Source organism: Bradyrhizobium sp. SZCCHNS2022 (assembly GCF_032377575.1).
Lineage (GTDB): Bacteria > Pseudomonadota > Alphaproteobacteria > Rhizobiales > Xanthobacteraceae > Bradyrhizobium > Bradyrhizobium aeschynomenes.
Genome location: NZ_JAUHHZ010000001.1, coordinates 5,908,792 through 5,924,872 on the forward strand (window position 1 = coordinate 5,908,792; position 16,081 = coordinate 5,924,872).

The 16,081-nt window shown below is 66.5% G+C and carries 16 protein-coding genes; 7 read left to right on the forward strand and 9 right to left on the reverse strand.

The genetic code is table 11. The features are described 5' to 3' along the window. Positions 1-79 precede the first annotated feature (79 nt). The 3 genes from QXZ94_RS26405 to QXZ94_RS26415 all read left to right on the forward strand — a co-directional run bounded on the left by QXZ94_RS26405 (position 80) and on the right by QXZ94_RS26415 (position 3,188). Positions 80-565, forward strand: a complete 486-nt coding sequence (locus QXZ94_RS26405; RefSeq protein WP_315723337.1) for a pyridoxamine 5'-phosphate oxidase family protein — start codon at positions 80-82, stop codon at positions 563-565. Further along, positions 565-783: a hypothetical protein gene (locus QXZ94_RS26410; RefSeq protein WP_315723339.1), complete on the forward strand. Its 219-nt coding sequence runs from the start codon at positions 565-567 to the stop codon at positions 781-783. The genes QXZ94_RS26405 and QXZ94_RS26410 overlap by 1 nt, the downstream gene beginning before the upstream one ends. Before the next feature lie 245 nt (positions 784-1,028). Further along, positions 1,029-3,188, forward strand: coding sequence for an OmpA family protein (locus QXZ94_RS26415; RefSeq protein WP_315723341.1), 2,160 nt, complete (start codon positions 1,029-1,031; stop codon positions 3,186-3,188). Positions 3,189-3,428: 240 nt separating this feature from the next. Here QXZ94_RS26415 and argG read toward each other — a convergent pair whose 3' ends face one another. The 5 genes from argG to QXZ94_RS26440 all read right to left on the reverse strand — a co-directional run bounded on the left by argG (position 3,429) and on the right by QXZ94_RS26440 (position 8,278). Next, complete coding sequence (argG, locus tag QXZ94_RS26420) at positions 3,429-4,775, reverse strand: argininosuccinate synthase (protein WP_315723343.1); 1,347 nt, start codon at positions 4,773-4,775, stop codon at positions 3,429-3,431. Positions 4,776-4,877: 102 nt separating this feature from the next. After that, entirely contained in the window at positions 4,878-5,657 is a 780-nt protein-coding gene (locus QXZ94_RS26425; protein WP_315723345.1) for a phosphatase PAP2 family protein, read from the reverse strand. Between the two features lie 39 nt (positions 5,658-5,696). Beyond that, positions 5,697-6,176, reverse strand: coding sequence for a hypothetical protein (locus QXZ94_RS26430; RefSeq protein WP_315723347.1), 480 nt, complete (start codon positions 6,174-6,176; stop codon positions 5,697-5,699). Positions 6,177-6,338: 162 nt separating this feature from the next. Then, entirely contained in the window at positions 6,339-7,550 is a 1,212-nt protein-coding gene (rlmN, locus tag QXZ94_RS26435; RefSeq protein ID WP_315723349.1) for a 23S rRNA (adenine(2503)-C(2))-methyltransferase RlmN, read from the reverse strand. A gap of 101 nt (positions 7,551-7,651) precedes the next feature. Then, positions 7,652-8,278, reverse strand: coding sequence for an invasion associated locus B family protein (locus QXZ94_RS26440; RefSeq protein ID WP_172113049.1), 627 nt, complete (start codon positions 8,276-8,278; stop codon positions 7,652-7,654). A gap of 335 nt (positions 8,279-8,613) precedes the next feature. Between QXZ94_RS26440 and QXZ94_RS26445 the strand changes: the two genes are divergently transcribed. From QXZ94_RS26445 to QXZ94_RS26460, 4 genes are all read left to right on the forward strand, one after another. Then, a complete protein-coding gene (locus QXZ94_RS26445) occupies positions 8,614-9,588 on the forward strand; it encodes an NADPH:quinone oxidoreductase family protein (RefSeq protein WP_315723352.1) in 975 nt (324 codons plus the stop codon). Positions 9,589-10,100: 512 nt separating this feature from the next. Continuing rightward, entirely contained in the window at positions 10,101-11,093 is a 993-nt protein-coding gene (locus QXZ94_RS26450; RefSeq protein ID WP_315723354.1) for a hypothetical protein, read from the forward strand. A gap of 6 nt (positions 11,094-11,099) precedes the next feature. Continuing rightward, positions 11,100-11,228, forward strand: a complete 129-nt coding sequence (locus QXZ94_RS26455) for a hypothetical protein (protein WP_315723356.1) — start codon at positions 11,100-11,102, stop codon at positions 11,226-11,228. 12 nt (positions 11,229-11,240) lie between these two features. Then, positions 11,241-12,416 carry a TAXI family TRAP transporter solute-binding subunit gene (locus tag QXZ94_RS26460; RefSeq protein WP_315723358.1) on the forward strand — a complete coding sequence of 392 codons (1,176 nt, stop codon included), beginning with the start codon at positions 11,241-11,243 and terminating at the stop codon, positions 12,414-12,416. A 128-nt stretch (positions 12,417-12,544) separates the two neighbouring features. Here the strand turns inward: QXZ94_RS26460 and QXZ94_RS26465 are convergent, their stop codons facing one another. From QXZ94_RS26465 to QXZ94_RS26480, 4 genes are all read right to left on the reverse strand, one after another. Beyond that, positions 12,545-12,961 carry a YkvA family protein gene (locus QXZ94_RS26465; RefSeq protein ID WP_315723360.1) on the reverse strand — a complete coding sequence of 139 codons (417 nt, stop codon included), beginning with the start codon at positions 12,959-12,961 and terminating at the stop codon, positions 12,545-12,547. 172 nt (positions 12,962-13,133) lie between these two features. Beyond that, positions 13,134-13,886 carry a hypothetical protein gene (locus QXZ94_RS26470; RefSeq protein ID WP_172133714.1) on the reverse strand — a complete coding sequence of 251 codons (753 nt, stop codon included), beginning with the start codon at positions 13,884-13,886 and terminating at the stop codon, positions 13,134-13,136. Between the two features lie 67 nt (positions 13,887-13,953). Then, positions 13,954-15,354, reverse strand: a complete 1,401-nt coding sequence (locus QXZ94_RS26475; RefSeq protein WP_315723364.1) for a vanadium-dependent haloperoxidase — start codon at positions 15,352-15,354, stop codon at positions 13,954-13,956. Continuing rightward, positions 15,351-15,947: a hypothetical protein gene (locus tag QXZ94_RS26480; RefSeq protein WP_315723366.1), complete on the reverse strand. Its 597-nt coding sequence runs from the start codon at positions 15,945-15,947 to the stop codon at positions 15,351-15,353. Before QXZ94_RS26480 ends, QXZ94_RS26475 begins: the two co-directional genes overlap by 4 nt. Positions 15,948-16,081: the final 134 nt, after the last annotated feature.

Here is a 16,081-nt window from a genome sequence, read left to right on the forward strand (position 1 = left end):
TCACGTCAGTTCCGCGGCACATGCCGGAACATCGCGGGGCTGCGCGGCGTTGACGTTCCTGATCATTCAGGAGCGAATCATGAGCACCGACGACATGCGCGATCAGGATCGCGCCTGGGACCTGATGAAGAAGATCGGCTTTGCCATGCTGGTCACCCGCGACGGTGACAGGCTGCGGTCGCGACCGATGAGCGCCTATCTCGCCCGCGACGAAGGCATGATCTACTTCCTCACCGATGCGCGGCATCACAAGGATGAGGAGATCGCGCGTTCGCCACAGGTGAATCTGGCCTTCGCCGATGCCGGCAGCCAGAAATACGTCTCGCTGACCGGCACCGCGGCCATTTCCAACGATCGGGCCAAGATCCGCGAGCTGTTCACGACGACGGCCAAGGCGTGGTGGGACAGCGCCGAGGATCCGAACATTCGCCTGCTGCGAATCACGCCTGATGACGCCGAGTTCTGGGATTCGCCCGGCACGGTCGTGAGCTACGTCAAGATGGCCGCCGCTGCCGTGACCGGCACGCGGCCCGATGTCGGCGACAATCGCAAGGTCGCGATGTGATGCCGATCGAGCCGCCAGAAATCCCGCCTGCAACGCCCGGGCACCCCGTCGAGCCGCCGCCCGAGGACCCGGTCGGCAACCCCAGCCCGGAAGTGCCGCCGCCGGTGCATGAGCCGGATACGCCGGCGCCGCCGCGTGAGCTGCCGGGACAGGCACCCGACGAAATACCCGGCCGTGGCCCGCTCAGTCCGACCACGCCCAATCCGGTCACGGATTGACCGCGATTGAACCGTGATCATGATGGACAAGGGGGAAGGCCGGCAGCGCGCCGGCTTTCTTCGCGTGGTGTTCCGCCAAGCCTTTGAAAATCAAGACTGAATGAAACATGAATGGCAGCGGTCCGGCGACCGGTTCGCGTCGAAATAAATCCCCTCGCGGGTTTGAACTGCGCCACAATCCAGCCTAACGCATAAACGTTGATCACTCCGTGCTTCAAAAAGAACGTTTCGGGAAACCAGGACACATGAGCAAACTTCGCGTTCTGCTGCTTGCGACGACCGCGCTGTCGGCGATGCAACTGACGAACTCCGCATCCTACGCGCAGAGCGCGCCCATGATCATGGCCCAAGGTCCGGGCGGGCCTGGCGGCGAGGTCGGTCCCGACGGTCGACCGAAGCAGCCGCAGCAGGGCCAGCCGCAACGTCAGGGGCCTGGCGCTGCGCCGCCGGCTGCACCTCCGCATCAGGCGCCTCCGCCGCCCGCTGCCGCGCCGCGCCCGGCGCCGCCTCCGCCGCCCCCACCGCCCGCTGCTGCACCGCGCCCAGCCCCGCCTCCGCCGCCCCCGCCGCCGGCGGCCGCTCCGCGTCCGGCTCCTGCGCCGCCCCCGCCGCCTCCACCGCGCGCTGAACCGCCGCGTCCGGCTCCTCCGCCTCCGCCGCGTGCGGAGCCGCCGTCACGTCCCACACCGCCGCCGCCTCCGGCCGCCGCTCCGCCGGCACATTCGCCGGCACCGCCGCCCGTGGTGCCGCGTGAGCCTGCGCGTCCGACGCCACCACCGCCTGCCGCCGCGCCGGTCACGCCGCCTGCTCCCGCACGGCCGACCCCACCGGTGCCGCCGGCTGCGACTCCGGCGCCGCCGCCTGCCCCCAACGCGGCTCCAGGTCCGCGGCCGGGTTCGCCTCCGCCGCCCCCTCCGGCCGCGACCGCGCCGCCGCATTCGCCGCCTCCGGGCGCCGCACCCTCGCCGCAGCCGTCCCCGGGCCAGACTCCGCCGCCCCCCGGCGCCGAGCCGCGTCCGGGCCGGCCGGGTGCCGGCGGACCGCCTCCGGGCGCCCAGCCGGGTGGCCCACCGCCGCGCGGCGCGCCGACGCCGCCGGCTGGAACGGTGGCGCCTGCACCGGGAACGCCGCCGTCACCATCCCCGGCAACGCCTCCGGCAGCCCAGACGCCTGCGCCGGGCACGCCTCCGGTCGCCGGCAATCCGCCACCGGGCGGACGTCCCGGCACGCCTCCGGGCGGTCCTGGCGCACCCCCGCCGGTGGCAGGACCTGGCGCGGCCGGCCCCGGTGGACCGGGCGCTGGACCCGGTGCGGGCCCTGGCGCGCCGCAGGCCGGGCCAGGCGCTGTTCCTCCGGCCGGACCGCCGGCGATGTCGAATCGCCCGCCACCGCAAGTGGCTGCGCCGATCCCGGCACCGCCACCGCCGACACCGCAGCAGCTGACCCCCATCGCGCCGGGCGCGCCCATGCAGGGTCCGCAGCGGCTCGAGGACTTCCGTGGCCAGCGCCGCGAGGTTCAGGAGGGCGGTCGTACGCTGATCTACGAGCCGGGCCGCGTCATCGTGCGCGATCCGAGCGGCCAGGCCTTCGTGCGTCACGACGAGCTCGAGCGCTTCCGCTACGGCGCGCGTGACATCCGCGTCCAGCAGGAGCGGGGCGAGACGCGCACCGTCGTGATCCGTCCCGACGGCAGCCAGATCGTCACGATCACCGCTCCGGACGGCCGGCTCTTGCGCCGTATCCGCCGTGACATCGGCGGTCGCGAGATCATCATCATCGACAACACCTACCGCGATCCGCAAGCGGTCGGCGGCTTCTACGTCGATCTGCCGCCGCCGGAGATCCGCATCCCCTATAACCGCTACATCGTCGACGCCGAGGAGGCGCCGCCGGATGTCATCTACGACACGCTGGTCGCGCCGCCGGTGGAGCGCGTGCAGCGCCGCTACTCGCTCGACGAAGTCCGCTACTCGCCCTCGGTGCGTCAGCTGATGCCGTCGATCGATCTCAATACGATCACCTTCGAGACGGGATCGTGGGAGATCGGCCCCGACCAGGTGGCGAAGCTGCAGGTCATCGCCGACGGCCTCAACCAGGCGATCCAGCGCAACCCGCGCGAGGTCTTCCTGATCGAGGGCCACACCGACGCGGTCGGCAACGAGACCGACAATCTCTCGCTGTCGGACCGCCGTGCCGAATCGGTCGCCACGCTGATGACGCAGCAGTTCGGCGTGCCCGCCGAGAACCTGACCTCTCAGGGCTATGGCGAGCAGTACCTGAAGGAGCAGACCCAGGGCCCGAGCCGCATCAACCGCCGCGTCACGGTCCGCCGCATCACCCCGCTGCTGAATGGCGGCCAAGCCGCGCTACCGCCGCCGCCCCCGGGCACCGCGCCGCCGCGCTGAGGCGATGGAGAAAAGAAAATGGCCGGGAGCGATCCCGGCCATTTTTTATTAGTGGCAACCCGTCGCGTCTAACTCGGTGTCGTCCCGGCCTCGAGCCGGGACCCATAGCCACCGAGTCAAGTTTTGCGATGGCTGGAGCTACAGCCAGCTTTCACCAATCCAAGCGGTGGTTATAGGTCCCGGCGTTCGCCGGGACGACGTCGGTAGTTGTTGTGCGAGTCTCGCTCCGAGGCAATCCGCTCAGCTCTTGTCGCCCTTGTCGTGGCCGAGCTGGAAGATCTGCGCGCCTTCCGCGCCCGACAGCAGGCCGGTGTCCGAATAGAGCTTCAGCTTGGTGCGGGTGTCGGTGATGTCGAGGTTGCGCATGGTCAGCTGGCCGATGCGGTCGGCCGGGGTGAAGGCGGCGTCCTCGACCTTCTCCATGCTCAGCCGCTCCGGCTGATAGGTCAGGTTCGGGCTCTCGGTGTTGAGGATCGAATAGTCGTTGCCGCGGCGCAGCTCCAGCGTCACTTCGCCGGTGATGGCGCGTGCGACCCAGCGCTGGGCGGTTTCGCGCAGCATCAAAGCCTGCGAGTCGAACCAGCGGCCTTGATAGAGCAGGCGGCCAAGACGCATGCCGCTGATGCGGTACTGCTCGATCGTATCCTCGTTGTGGATGCCGGTCAGCAGCCGCTCATAGGCGATGTGCAGCAGCGCCATGCCCGGCGCTTCGTAGATGCCGCGGCTCTTCGCCTCGATGATGCGGTTCTCGATCTGGTCGCACATCCCAAGGCCATGGCGGCCGCCGACCGTATTGGCCTCCAGGAACAGCGCGACGGGATCGGTGAAGGTCTGGCCATTGAGCGCGACCGGCTGTCCCTCCTCGAACCGTACCACGACGGTCTCCGGCTTGACTGCGCAGTCCTCGCGCCAGAACGGCACGCCCATGATCGGGTTGACGATGCGGATGCCGCTGTTGAGGTTCTCGAGATCCTTGGCCTCATGGGTGGCGCCGAGCAGGTTGCTGTCGGTCGAATACGCCTTCTCGGCGCTCATCTTGTAGTCGTAGCCGTTGGCGGTCAGGAATGCCGACATCTCGGCGCGGCCACCGAGCTCGTCGATGAACTGTTGGTCGAGCCAGGGCTTGTAGATCTTCAGGTTGGGATTGGTGAGCAGGCCATAGCGATAGAATCGCTCGATGTCGTTGCCCTTGTAGGTCGAGCCGTCGCCCCAGATGTTGACGCCGTCCTCCTTCATCGCGGCGACCAGCATGGTGCCGGTCACGGCGCGGCCGAGCGGCGTGGTGTTGAAGTAGGTCGCGCCGCCGGTCGAGATGTGGAAGGCACCGGACTGGATCGCGGCGATGCCCTCATGCACCAGCTGGGTGCGGCAGTCGACCAGGCGCGCCTTCTCGGCGCCGAAGCTCATCGCCTTGCGCGGGATCTCGTCATAGTCGGACTCGTCCGGCTGGCCGAGATTGGCGGTATAGGCGAAGCAGCGCGCGCCCTTCTGCTTCATCCAGAGCAGCGCCGCGCTGGTGTCGAGGCCGCCGGAAAAGGCAATGCCGACTTTCTCGCCCTTGGGAAGGCCTTTGAGGATCGTGGTCATGGGGAGTCCAACCGGTGTTGAGGGCTGCGCCGTTCAGAAATTCGGGCGCGGATAGCAGATTTCGACCCGCTGGGCACGCGATTAATGTCGCAGGAGCCGCGCTCAGGCCGCGGGGCTGGCGTCCGGCTGGCGGCGGCCGAACAGGCGGCGCATCAGGCGGAAGCCCGGCATGGCAAAACGAGTCAGCGCGGCATCGACGCCGGCATCGGTCAGGCGCGTGGACGGCCAGCGGTAGATATAGCCGTGCAGCAACCAGATCACGAGGAAGGTGACGAGCCCGGCGGCGGCAATGTCGGTGAAGAAGTGGCCGCCGAACGCCATCCGCAGCACCGAGGTGGCGAGGCCGAACAGCACGGCGGCGCCGTAGGCGACCGGCCGGATGGCAGGCGGGGTGAGCGCGGCCGGCGCCAGCGTCCAGAATGCGGTGGCGCCTTCGCCGGAGAAGAACGAGCAGTTGCGGCCGCAGCCGCCGCGCGGATCCCAATATGGCACGAACTGCATGTCGCCGCCGAACTCGGTCACGACCACCGGGCGCGGCCGGCCCCAATAGGATTTGAAGGTGAAGTTGGTGAGCACGCCGGCCGATAGCGACAGGGTCAGCAGCAGGAAGGCGATGGTGCGGCCCTTCACCAGCAGCGGCCGGTCGGGACGGATCAGCTTCACGGCCAGCGCGACGATGGAAGGCAGGGCAATGCCCCAGGCAATCCACATCGCGGCGTCGCGCGCGAACGAGGCGGTGCCGTCGAGCTTCACGGGAAAGCTGCGGGTATGGGGATCGTAGAACAGCGCGGCAAGCTTGAGGTCGAGCTCGGGATAGACGCCGAACAGCACGCCGATGACGAGCGCGAGCGACAATGCGATGAAGAGGCCGTTGCGGTTCATGACGCGCGGTTTAGCGAAAGCGGGTGGCGATGGGAAGGCTCAGCGCGGCGATCCCGACGGGAGGGGGGGCGGCGGAAGCGGCGACGAATCGCGCCAGCGGCCGGCATTGCGGCCGGCGATCAGCCAATAGATCAGGCCACCGAGGATGCCCGCGCCGGTCAGGATCTCGAGCTGGCGGCGGACGATGCCGTCGAAGTGGAACGTCTCGGGATCGAACGGGATCAGGCCGAGATAGCAGGCGGCGCCGACCAGGCCGCCGCCGATGGCGTAAGCGAGCACGCTGCGGATGGAGAACGCCTCGGTGATCAGGGCGATCAGCAGCGCCGGGATCAGCGCGAAGCCGGATACGAAAATGAAGCCGAAGCCGATGATGACCTGGAGCGCGCTCTGGTCGATCGGACCGATGCCGATGTCGGAGAATTCCGGAATCAGGATCGCGGTCACCACGACAAGGCCCGCGACGAAGCTCGCGAGCAGAAAGGCAAACGCGATCACGATGAGCCGGCCGATCAGCGCCATGGCGTCAATCTCATGTCAGACATGAAAGGTGCTGCTCCCGCATTCGTCATGGCCGGGCTTGACCCGGCCATCCATCTCCGACGACTTTTGCAGAGGGAGATGGATGCCCGGGTCAAGCCCGGGCATGACGAGGTGTGGCGTGGCGATGAAGGCGAACGACAACTAATCCGTCATCGCCATCGCGCGCAGCGCCTGGCGCTCCCGGGCCGACAGCTTCTCGGTCTCCGACTTCAATTGGCCGCAGGCGGCGAGGATGTCGCGGCCGCGCGGGGTGCGCACCGGCGAGGAGTAGCCGGCGTTGAAGACGTATTCGGAGAATTTTTCGATCTGCTCCCAGTCCGAGCATTCATAGGCCGAGCCCGGCCACGGATTGAACGGGATCAGATTGATCTTGGCCGGAATGCCCTTGAGCAGCTTGACCAGCAGCCGGGCATCGTCGAGCGAATCATTGACGCCCTTGAGCATCACATATTCGAAGGTGATGCGGCGTGCATTCGACGCGCCGGGATAGTCCCGGCAGGCCTGCAGCAGCTCGGCGATCGGATATTTGCGGTTGAGGGGCACCAGCTCGTTGCGCAACTCGTCGCGGACGGCATGCAGCGAGATGGCCAGCATCACGCCGATCTCCTCGCCGGCGCGCTTGATGTTCGGCACTACGCCGGAGGTCGACAGCGTGACGCGGCGGCGGGAGATGCCGATGCCTTCATTGTCGGAAACGATCAGCAGCGCGTCGCGCACCGCGTCGAAATTGTAGAGCGGCTCGCCCATGCCCATCATCACGATGTTGGTGACGAGGCGGTTGCCGAGCGGCGTCTCGCGGTCGGCCCAGTCGTTGAGCCGGTCGCGCGCCACCATGATCTGGCCGACGATCTCGCCGGCCGTCAGATTGCGCACCAGCCGCTGCGTGCCGGTATGACAGAACGAGCAGTTGAGGGTGCAGCCGACCTGGGAGGAGACGCACAAGGTGCCGCGGTCGGTCTCGGGAATGTAGACGCATTCGACCTCGTGCGCCTTCTGCAGGTCGTCGCCGCTCGGCAGCCGCAGCAGCCATTTGCGGGTGCCGTCGTTGGAAATCTGCTCAGCCACCACCTCGGGACGGTCGACCGTGAAGCGCGCGGCCAGCGCGGTGCGCGTGTTCTTGGAGACCGAACTCATCTCGTCGAACGATTGGGCGCCGCGGAAATAGATCCAGTGCCACAGCTGCTGCACGCGCATCTTCTGCTGCCGTTCCGGCACCCCGAGTTCACCGAGTCTCGCGGCCAGCTCCGCGCGCGACAATCCGATCAGCGACGGCTTGGCCGGCGGCACGTAGGTTTCGAGCGGAATCTTCTCGAGGGGCGCGGCGGCGTCGCGCAGCCCGGCAGTCGTTGCCATGTCGATGGGCCCAAAATGCTGCCCGGCCGCTGCGGCCGAAGGCGTTCACCGGGGTTATATAACGATCCGGCCGGCAAATGCGACCCGTACGACCGGCGGTATCAGCGGCGGCAGTCCTGGGCGATGCGGTCGAGCGCCTGAGCGAGGCCCTTCAGCGAAAAGACGTCGGTGGTCTCGGTGCCCTTGGCGGAGACGCCCTTCACCACGGCCTCGGATCCTTTGCGCATGGCTTCGACCATGCGCTCCTCCTCGGCGGCGTTCTTGATCCAGAGCCCGTCGCCCTGGGTGTACATCGCATAGGAGGCGCCGCCGACGTCGAGCGAGGCGTCGGAGCCCGGCTTCAACGCATAGCCGATCATGATCGACACCTCGTTGAACACCTTCTCGGACGGCCGGGTCGAGACGAAGGCATAGGCCGGATCACGCGGGCGATTGGCCGGATTGGTCTTGGAGGAGGAGGGCTTGGCCAGTGCGAAGCACACCTTCTTGCCGGCCGGCATCGCCGTGTAGGCGCCCCAGCCCCCGAACTGCCCGATCAGCGTCGGTTCCGCGCCGCCGATGCTGGGCACCGCCGGCTTGGTGTCGGCCTTGGGTGCGGCCTTCGGCTGCGGGGCGGGCGCGGCCTTGGGCTGCGCCTTCGGTGCAGCCGTCTGGGCTGCAGCCAGGCCTGGAACTCCGAGCACGAGCGCGCTGGCCGCCAGCGCTATCGACAATCGCAAAAACAACATGATTAAGCTAAGTCCCCCGCGATCTCGTTCCACCAACATTGTGACTGGAAAATGGCCCGGATTCGCAGACGGCCTGTGGCGAGGGATAGCGGCTTCGGGCGTTGCTTGCAAAGCCGGATCGATCGGGCGGCCCGGCGCAGCTTCGAGCATGTTGTCGACATCGCGCGCGACCGCGGCTGGGAGTGCATCGTCTTGAGCGCCATGTCGTTCCGAGAGACGGTATTTGGTCGGCGGACGAAGCGGCTGCCTCGCCTTGCCGATTGTCGCGCGATCGCAAATCCGGCATGACGTTCCAAAAGCCGGACACGATCCGGACAACAGCTGAAGGAGCGCCCATGAAAGCCATTCTCTGCTCGCAATTCTGCCAGCCCGACGATCTCGTGCTTGCCGACGTTCCTGATCCGGTGGCCGGCCCAGGCGAGGCGGTGATTGCGATCAAGGCTGCGGCGCTGAACTTCTTCGACATCCTGATGATCCAGGGCAAGTACCAGATCAAGCCGCCGTTCCCGTTCTCGCCTGGCGCCGAGGTCGCAGGCGTCATCGAGAGCGTCGGCGACGGCATCACGGACCTCAAGGTCGGTGATCGCGTGGTCGCCTCCTGCGGGCACAACGGCGCAAGGCAGAAGATCGCGCTGCCGGCCGCGTCCATCGTCAAGATTCCCGACAATCTGGATTTCGACCGCGCGGCCGGCATCATCATCATCTACGGCACGGCGCTGCATGCGCTCGAGGACCGCGCCAGCCCGAAGCCGGGCGAGACGCTGGCGGTGCTCGGTGCTGCCGGCGGAACGGGACTTGCCGCCTGCGAGCTCGGCAAGCTGATGGGCCTCAAGGTCATTGCCTGCGCGTCGTCCGACGAGAAGCTCGAATTCGCCAGGCAGCATGGCGCGACGCTGACCTTGAACTACGCCAAGGAGGATCTGAAGGAAGGCCTGCGCCGGCTGACCGACGGCAAGGGCGCCGACATCATCTTCGACCCCGTGGGGGGCACCTACGCCGAAGCGGCGCTGCGCTCGATCGCCTGGGAGGGCCGCTTCCTGGTGATCGGCTTTGCCGCCGGCGACATACCGAAAATGCCGCTCAATCTCGCGCTGCTGAAGGGCTGCGATATCCGCGGCGTGTTCTGGGGCGCCTGGACCCGGCTCAATCCGGCCAAGAACCGCGCCAATCTCGAGAAGCTGGTGCAGTGGACCGCGGAGGGCAAGCTGTCGTCTCATGTCGACCGCACCTTCCCGCTGGCGCAGACCGCCGACGCGCTCAAGGTGCTTGCCGGCCGCCAAGCCATGGGCAAGGTGATCCTGCATCCCTGAGCCTATGGGATCGAATAAGGGGGCGGCGCGACGCCGTCGCCCGGTTCGAGAGCTCGTGCAAGGGATCGAACCGAATGCGGGCCCGCAGTCGGGCGGGATGCTCCGCGTGCCTGCCGGGATGATCGCGGCCGATTGAGGCGCGCACAGCCCGGCAGTTGTGCGCAGGCCGCCCGTCCGTTCTCCCGAATCTGCAACCTGAAGCCGAAAATCCGAAAACGAGCGTTTCTTGGTTAACGCAACCCGGATCGATTGTGGCAGGGTTAATTCACCATGTTATCCCTTGTTATCTCGCCATTTCTCGATTTGTTGCCGTGCGACGTCGCACGTGCGTCGTCACAATCAGATCAAAATGTTTCCAGAATCATGCCGGGTCTCGTCCACTTTTAGTCGGATTCAATTAGTCAATTAGTTGTCGGCAGTGGGGTGCCTCTAGCAATCGTGACGTGTCTCGAGCTTCTGACGGGCTTGGGACCAAAAGTATGTTGCGTGAAGTTGAGATGGGGAAGAAGGCCATGGCTGAGCGGATGACGCGCGGGCGGTTCAACGACAGATCTTCAACCAGTCCTGATTTCAGGCCGTTCCCAGAAGATCCTCCTCAGGAGCGCCCGCCGAATTATCGGTTTGGCCGGTCCGTTCAGGATCATTATCCGGCCGACGAATCGATGCCGATGTTCCTCTCCGAATATGACGGCGGCAACCAGATCGAGAGCACCGAGTTCGAAGATCAATGGCCGACGCGGGCGCGTCGCACCTCGATCTCCTCGCGCATTCTTCTCGCCGTGGTCGCCGCCGCGGGCGTCGCCGTGCTGTTTGCACTGGTCACCTCCGACGCAACGCGCGACCTGATCGCCAGCGCCAAGGCATCGATCGTCGGCTCCGCGCCGGATCCGACCGCGCCGCCCCAGGCGAGCGGCACGGAGCTGACCGCCCGCGACATGCAGCTCAACGAGCCCGCGCGGCTGGCGCCCGAGCCTCCGGCCGCGGCAGTAGCGCCGACGCAGATGGCCGCGGTTGCGCCGACCCGCGATGACATCGCCAACGCCTACCAGACCGCCCTGCAGAACCGGGTTCCGACGCCGCCCGCGCCAGCCCCGGCGCCAAGCGCCGCCGCTGTGCCTCCGGCCATGGCGCCGTCGTCCATCACCTCACCCGGTGCCGGAGCTGCGATCGTGGCGCCGGGTCTCGGCGCGGTGACGGCCGCGCCGCCGCCGTCCCAGGCTCGGCGGCTGGAGCCCGATGAGCTGTCGGGCATCATGAAGCGCGCCAAGGGGTTGCTCGCCGCCGGCGATATCCCGTCGGCCCGCCTGTTGCTCGAGCGTGCGGCCGAGGCCCAGGAACCTGCCGCCGCGCTGATGCTGGCGCAGACCTACGATCCTCACGTTCTCGGAACCAAGGACATCCGCAACATCAATGCTGATCCCGCCGCGGCGCGCAATTGGTACCGCCGTGCCGCCCAGCTCGGCTCGTCCGAAGCCCAGCGCCGGCTCGATCAGCTGCAGAATTGAAGCCACGTGACGGCAGCGCTGCCGCCGCGTTTCATTTTTTTCGTTTCACGCATGATCGTCGCGTCGTTCATGGGCAAGTCCGGGCGTGTCCCGGCGCTGCACGCGTTCCGGCCCGCAATCATGTACCAGCTTTGATCGAGGGGACACATGCGACGTCTTGTTGGAGCGGCGGTGGCCGCAATGATGATAGCGTGCGGCTTTTCCGCTCACGCCGAGGAGGGCGAGTTCGATCCCGCCAAGGTCAGCGACAGCCTGAAGGCGATCTTCCAGTTCGGGTCGGTCCAGACCAAGCAGGCGCTCAACGCCAATACGGTGACGCTGATCACCGGCACGATCGGCGGCACCTATGTGCAGTTCGGCGCCGACCTGGCTTCGCTGCTCGATGACGGCAACAACCTGCGGGTCCTGCCGATCGTCGGACGCGGCTCGGTGCAGAGCGTCGCCGACATCCTGTTCCTGCAGGGCGTCGATCTCGGCGTGGTCCGCGCCGATACGCTGGACTATCTGGAGCGCAAGGGCTTCGCCAAGGACATCAAGCGTCAGTTCACCTACGTCACCAAGCTCTACAATGAGGAGATGCAGGTCATCGCGCCGCGTGCCGTGCGCAATCTCCGCGACCTCGAAGGCCGCCGCGTCAGCGTCGACCTGCCGAATGGTGGCACCTTCGTCACGGCCCTGACCGTGTTCGAGCGGCTCGGCCTGCGCGCCAACTTCGCCTATATCGAGCAGCGCATCGCCATGGAGAAGCTGAAGCGGGGCGAGCTCGACGCGGTCATCGTCGTCGGCGGCAAGCCCTACAAGTCGGTCAGCACCTTCGTGAATGATGGCCGCTTCCATCTCGTCAATGTCGACTACGACCGGCCGCTGCAGACCGATTATCTGCCGGCGACGCTGACGGCGAAGGACTACCCGAACCTGATCGCAGAAGGCGAGAAGGTCGATACGATCGCGGTTCCGGCCGTGCTTGCCGCCTATAACTGGGCGCCCAACACCGATCGCTATCGCAAGCTGGCGACCTTCGTCGACGCGTTCTTCACCAAGTTCCCGGCGTTCCAGAACCCGCCCTTCCATCCGAAGTGGAAAGAGGTCTCGCTCTCGGCGCCGCTCGCCGGCTGGCAGCGCCTGCCCTCCGCCAGCAAATGGCTGGAGAGCCACGCGATGGAAGGCGCGCAGCGCGATCGCTTCGATGACTTCCTGAAGCAGAGCAGCACCGGCAGGGCGCTGCCCAGCGAAGCCGACCGGGAAGCGCTGTTCAAGCAGTACCAGGCGTGGGAGGCCGAGAAGACCGGCAACGCCCGCGCGCAGGCGCGGCCGCAGCGCTGAGCCGCTGCCTCGCGCCTGTTCCCGGTCTATATTGAAGCAAGAGAAAAGCCCTGCTCGCGCAGGGCTTTTTGTTGTCCGAGCATCGTCCGGCGCCTACGGACGCGCTGACGCAATCGGCGACGGTCGCTTCAGCCGCCCGTCGCGCCTTCCTGTTCCAGATCGACGTCCTTGTCCGCCTCGAGCCGTGCGAGCGCCGCACGGGCTGCCGCGCGATGGTCGGGCGTGATGTGCGAGGCCACCATGCGGATGGCCGTGGCGAGCACTGCGGCATCGTCGGTGAAGCCGAGCACCGGCATGACATCGGGCAGAAAGTCGAACGGCAGGATGAAATAAGCGAGCGCGCCGAGCAGCGCGACCTGCACATGCCGCGGCGTCTCCTTGTCGAAGGCGCAGTAATAGGCGGCGAGCAGATCCGCAGCGAACGGGATCTTGGCCACGACCTGCTTGAACTTGATCCAGAACCGCCGGCGCACACTGTCGCGATCCCGCGCCAGCCGGTCGGCCGGCTCGAAGCCAACGCTGTAATCGGTCGAATCCGACGCCATTTGCGCAATCTCCCGAGGCCTCCACGACACGCCATTGGCGCGGGCCCTACCCGTCATGTGGGGACCAGGTGCGGTGCTGCAAGATGATCCGGCAGCGGTGCCGCCGCAAATGGGACAGGCAGGGCACATTGACGGCGAGCGCAACCCGGCAGGCGCTGCGCTCGCCGCCATGTCATTTCGGCACGGCCTTGTAGGCCAGATAGGCCGCGTGGCTCAGGCCAAGCAGCGAGACGAAGCCGCCGTCGACCGGCGGAAACGTCGAGACCGGCGTCATGGTCTTGAGCACATTGAAGATCGAGCTGCCATAGACGATCAGCAGCAAGGCCGTGAAGGTGAGCTGCTGGACCTTGCTGATGTCGACATAGTCGGCATCGTTGGTATCCCCCCGGATGATATCGAGCCAGCGGGCGTCCCCAGGCGTCGCCTTCGTCACGACCTGGCCGCGCGAATCCGGCGGGGCCGTGAGCGTGTCGGACTTCTGGAGGTTGGCGCTGATCGTCTGCAGCCGACTCGGATCCGCCCCCTTCTGCTTCTCGCCGAGGATCGACGACGATGCGACGAAGCTGAAGCTGCCGATCCCGAGCAGCGCCCACACGCTGGCAGGAATCTGGATCTCGAGCGGGTTGGCCACGCCGATGCTGACATTCGAAAGCCCCGCCGTGAACAGTGCGCTGACCAGGAGGACGGTCCAGAGCACGATCTGGACGCGCGACAGGCTGACCTTGTTGCGTTCGTCGATCAGGACGCCGTCCCAGCGCCGCTTCTGCGCCACGCCAATGATGACGAACACCACGATCAACATGAGCAGCGTCAGCAGCCAGGTGACTGGACGTCCAAGTCCGACCAGGCTCGCGATGCCTCCGGTGTCGCCGCGCACCAGATTGGCCGCGACGAGAAAGATCAAAACGACGATCGTTGCAGACATGATGAATCTCCCCTCGTTCGATTGCCTCGTTGTCCCAGGCCGGCCGACGAGCCGGCCTGGGACAAGCTCATTGCTCCGATGCCTCGAACACCCAGCCGTTCGGCTTGCCGGAATTGCTGTCGGTGCCGGCAGCGTAGAGTCGCAGGCGGTCTCCGATGCGGGATACGACCGCGCGGCCCTGGGCCTTGAAGAAGGTCGCGTCCTTCACACCTTCCGGAAGCTCGGCGAGGATCTTGAACTCGGTGCTGTAGCCTCGCCGTCCGATCTTCCTGGCGTAGATCGTGTGCGGCGCCGGGCCCTGGTCCGCGATCGTCAGCACGTCGCCATTCAGCCTGACCGTGAGCGTCTCGAAACCCTTGTCCTGGCTCGGAATGGTGGGCGTAGCTGGATTGGAGAAGCTCAGATGATTGCTCATCTGCACCGAGAACGCGTCGAGATCGGGCGCGGTGCTGCCGGCCAGGATCCCGTAGACGCCCTGAGCGATCGTCCGGCCCAGCGGGACGCCGCCGACGGCGTCCGACTGCGTCAGCAAGCCGTCCGCGTCCGTCGCCGTCGTGCCGTCGAACCGCCAATGTACGCCGAGATAGACGCGGCTGACCGCGTTCTCGTACATCGCGTCGATGAGACGCTTGTAACGCCGGGCGTGTCGCGTTCGCCGCGTTCCGTCGGCATCGTGGCTCAGTCCGTTCAACTCGTCGGACACGAAGCTGAAGCCGATCGTGTCGGCCTGGTGGCACGGCACCTTCAGGAACAGCCGCACCATCTCGAACACGGCGCCGCCGAAGGTCGCATGCCCCGACGGATAGGCCGGGAAGTTCGGCGTGAAATTGCGCTTCTGAGTGTTGGTGCTCGGCGCGCCGACCGGCTCCCAGAACGGATCGGCGTCGGCGTCGATCGATACGACCGGCCCGGCATCGGGGCCGAGACCATCGCCCCTCTCACGGATGCCGATCACCGGACGCCACAGGTCGTAGACGTATTTGTAGTGCCACGCATCGATCGCCGCCTCGGCCATCGCGACGTTGACGAGCATGAGCAGCCGAAGATTGTTGACCAGCGCGGCATCCGCGGTCTGCTCCTTGTTGATGTCGGCAAGAATGGCGGTCACGATCTGGTTGTAGAGCCGTGGCGGCGTACCGATCTGGGCAGCACCGTCATAGGCCCAGAACGTCCCGATCGCGCTCTCGTCGGCGGTCCGCGCGGAGCCGTTGCGGGGGCCCTTGCTCATCACTTCCTTGTAGTGCCGGAGGTACAGCGGATCCTGCTCGTTGAGCGCGTTGCCGTTGTAGCCGGGCGGGGGCGAAAGCGGCTGATGTGCCGGCATCACGAAATGCCGCGTCTCGCCGTAGCTTTGACCGAGCAGGCCCTGCTCCTCGTTGAACGGGTCCGGACGATGGTGCCCGCGCTTCCACGAGAACATCGCCGCCTTCGAGACCTCGGAGCCGTCTTTGAAGCGGTCGGCGATCACGTTGCGTCCGACGCGATGCCGAATTCGCCGGCTGCCTCGACATTGCTGCTGATGGCGGCAAGCGCGCCGGGCAGCGCGACGTCGAGGCGATCGCGTTGCGACGGATAGAGCTCGGTGAGCACGACGAAGGCGGCTTGCGAGATCGCCGCGACGACGTCGTCGCGGGAAGCCGGGCTCGGCAGAATGATCTGGTTGGAGGGAAGGATCGGATCGCAGTTCTCCGGATTCAACGGCGCCCCGCGGGGCACCAGGCCGAAATAGGCGTCGTGCATCGCGACATGAACCATCGCAAGAGCGCGCGAGCTCAAGGTCGGGCCGCGCTGGTTGCGCGCCGCCATGGCGCCGGTGTGATCGATACGGTTTGCCTCGAGGGCTATCGTGTTCCAATAAAGGGCAGGATCGCTCATCTGTTTCTCCGTTCGTAGACGTTTGACGATTCCCACCGTGGCCCAGCACAGGACGTGCCTCGGAATCGATCCGCGGCGGGCAGCTGTCTCCGATGAAAGGTGCCGTCCCTGTCGAGGCACGGCAGTTTCAGGGAGGATTGCGACGATGAGCCTATGGTCGATGGTCAGGCGCAGCAGCGCCGGCAAACGTCTCGTGTCCTCATGCAGAGCAAGTCGAGATGTGCCATGGACGAAGTGGTCGCCATTCCGTCTGACAGCGTCGGCGATCGGCTCGTCTTCAACTAATCACGTCGATCGAGCGCGTCGTGAGTGAATTAAGC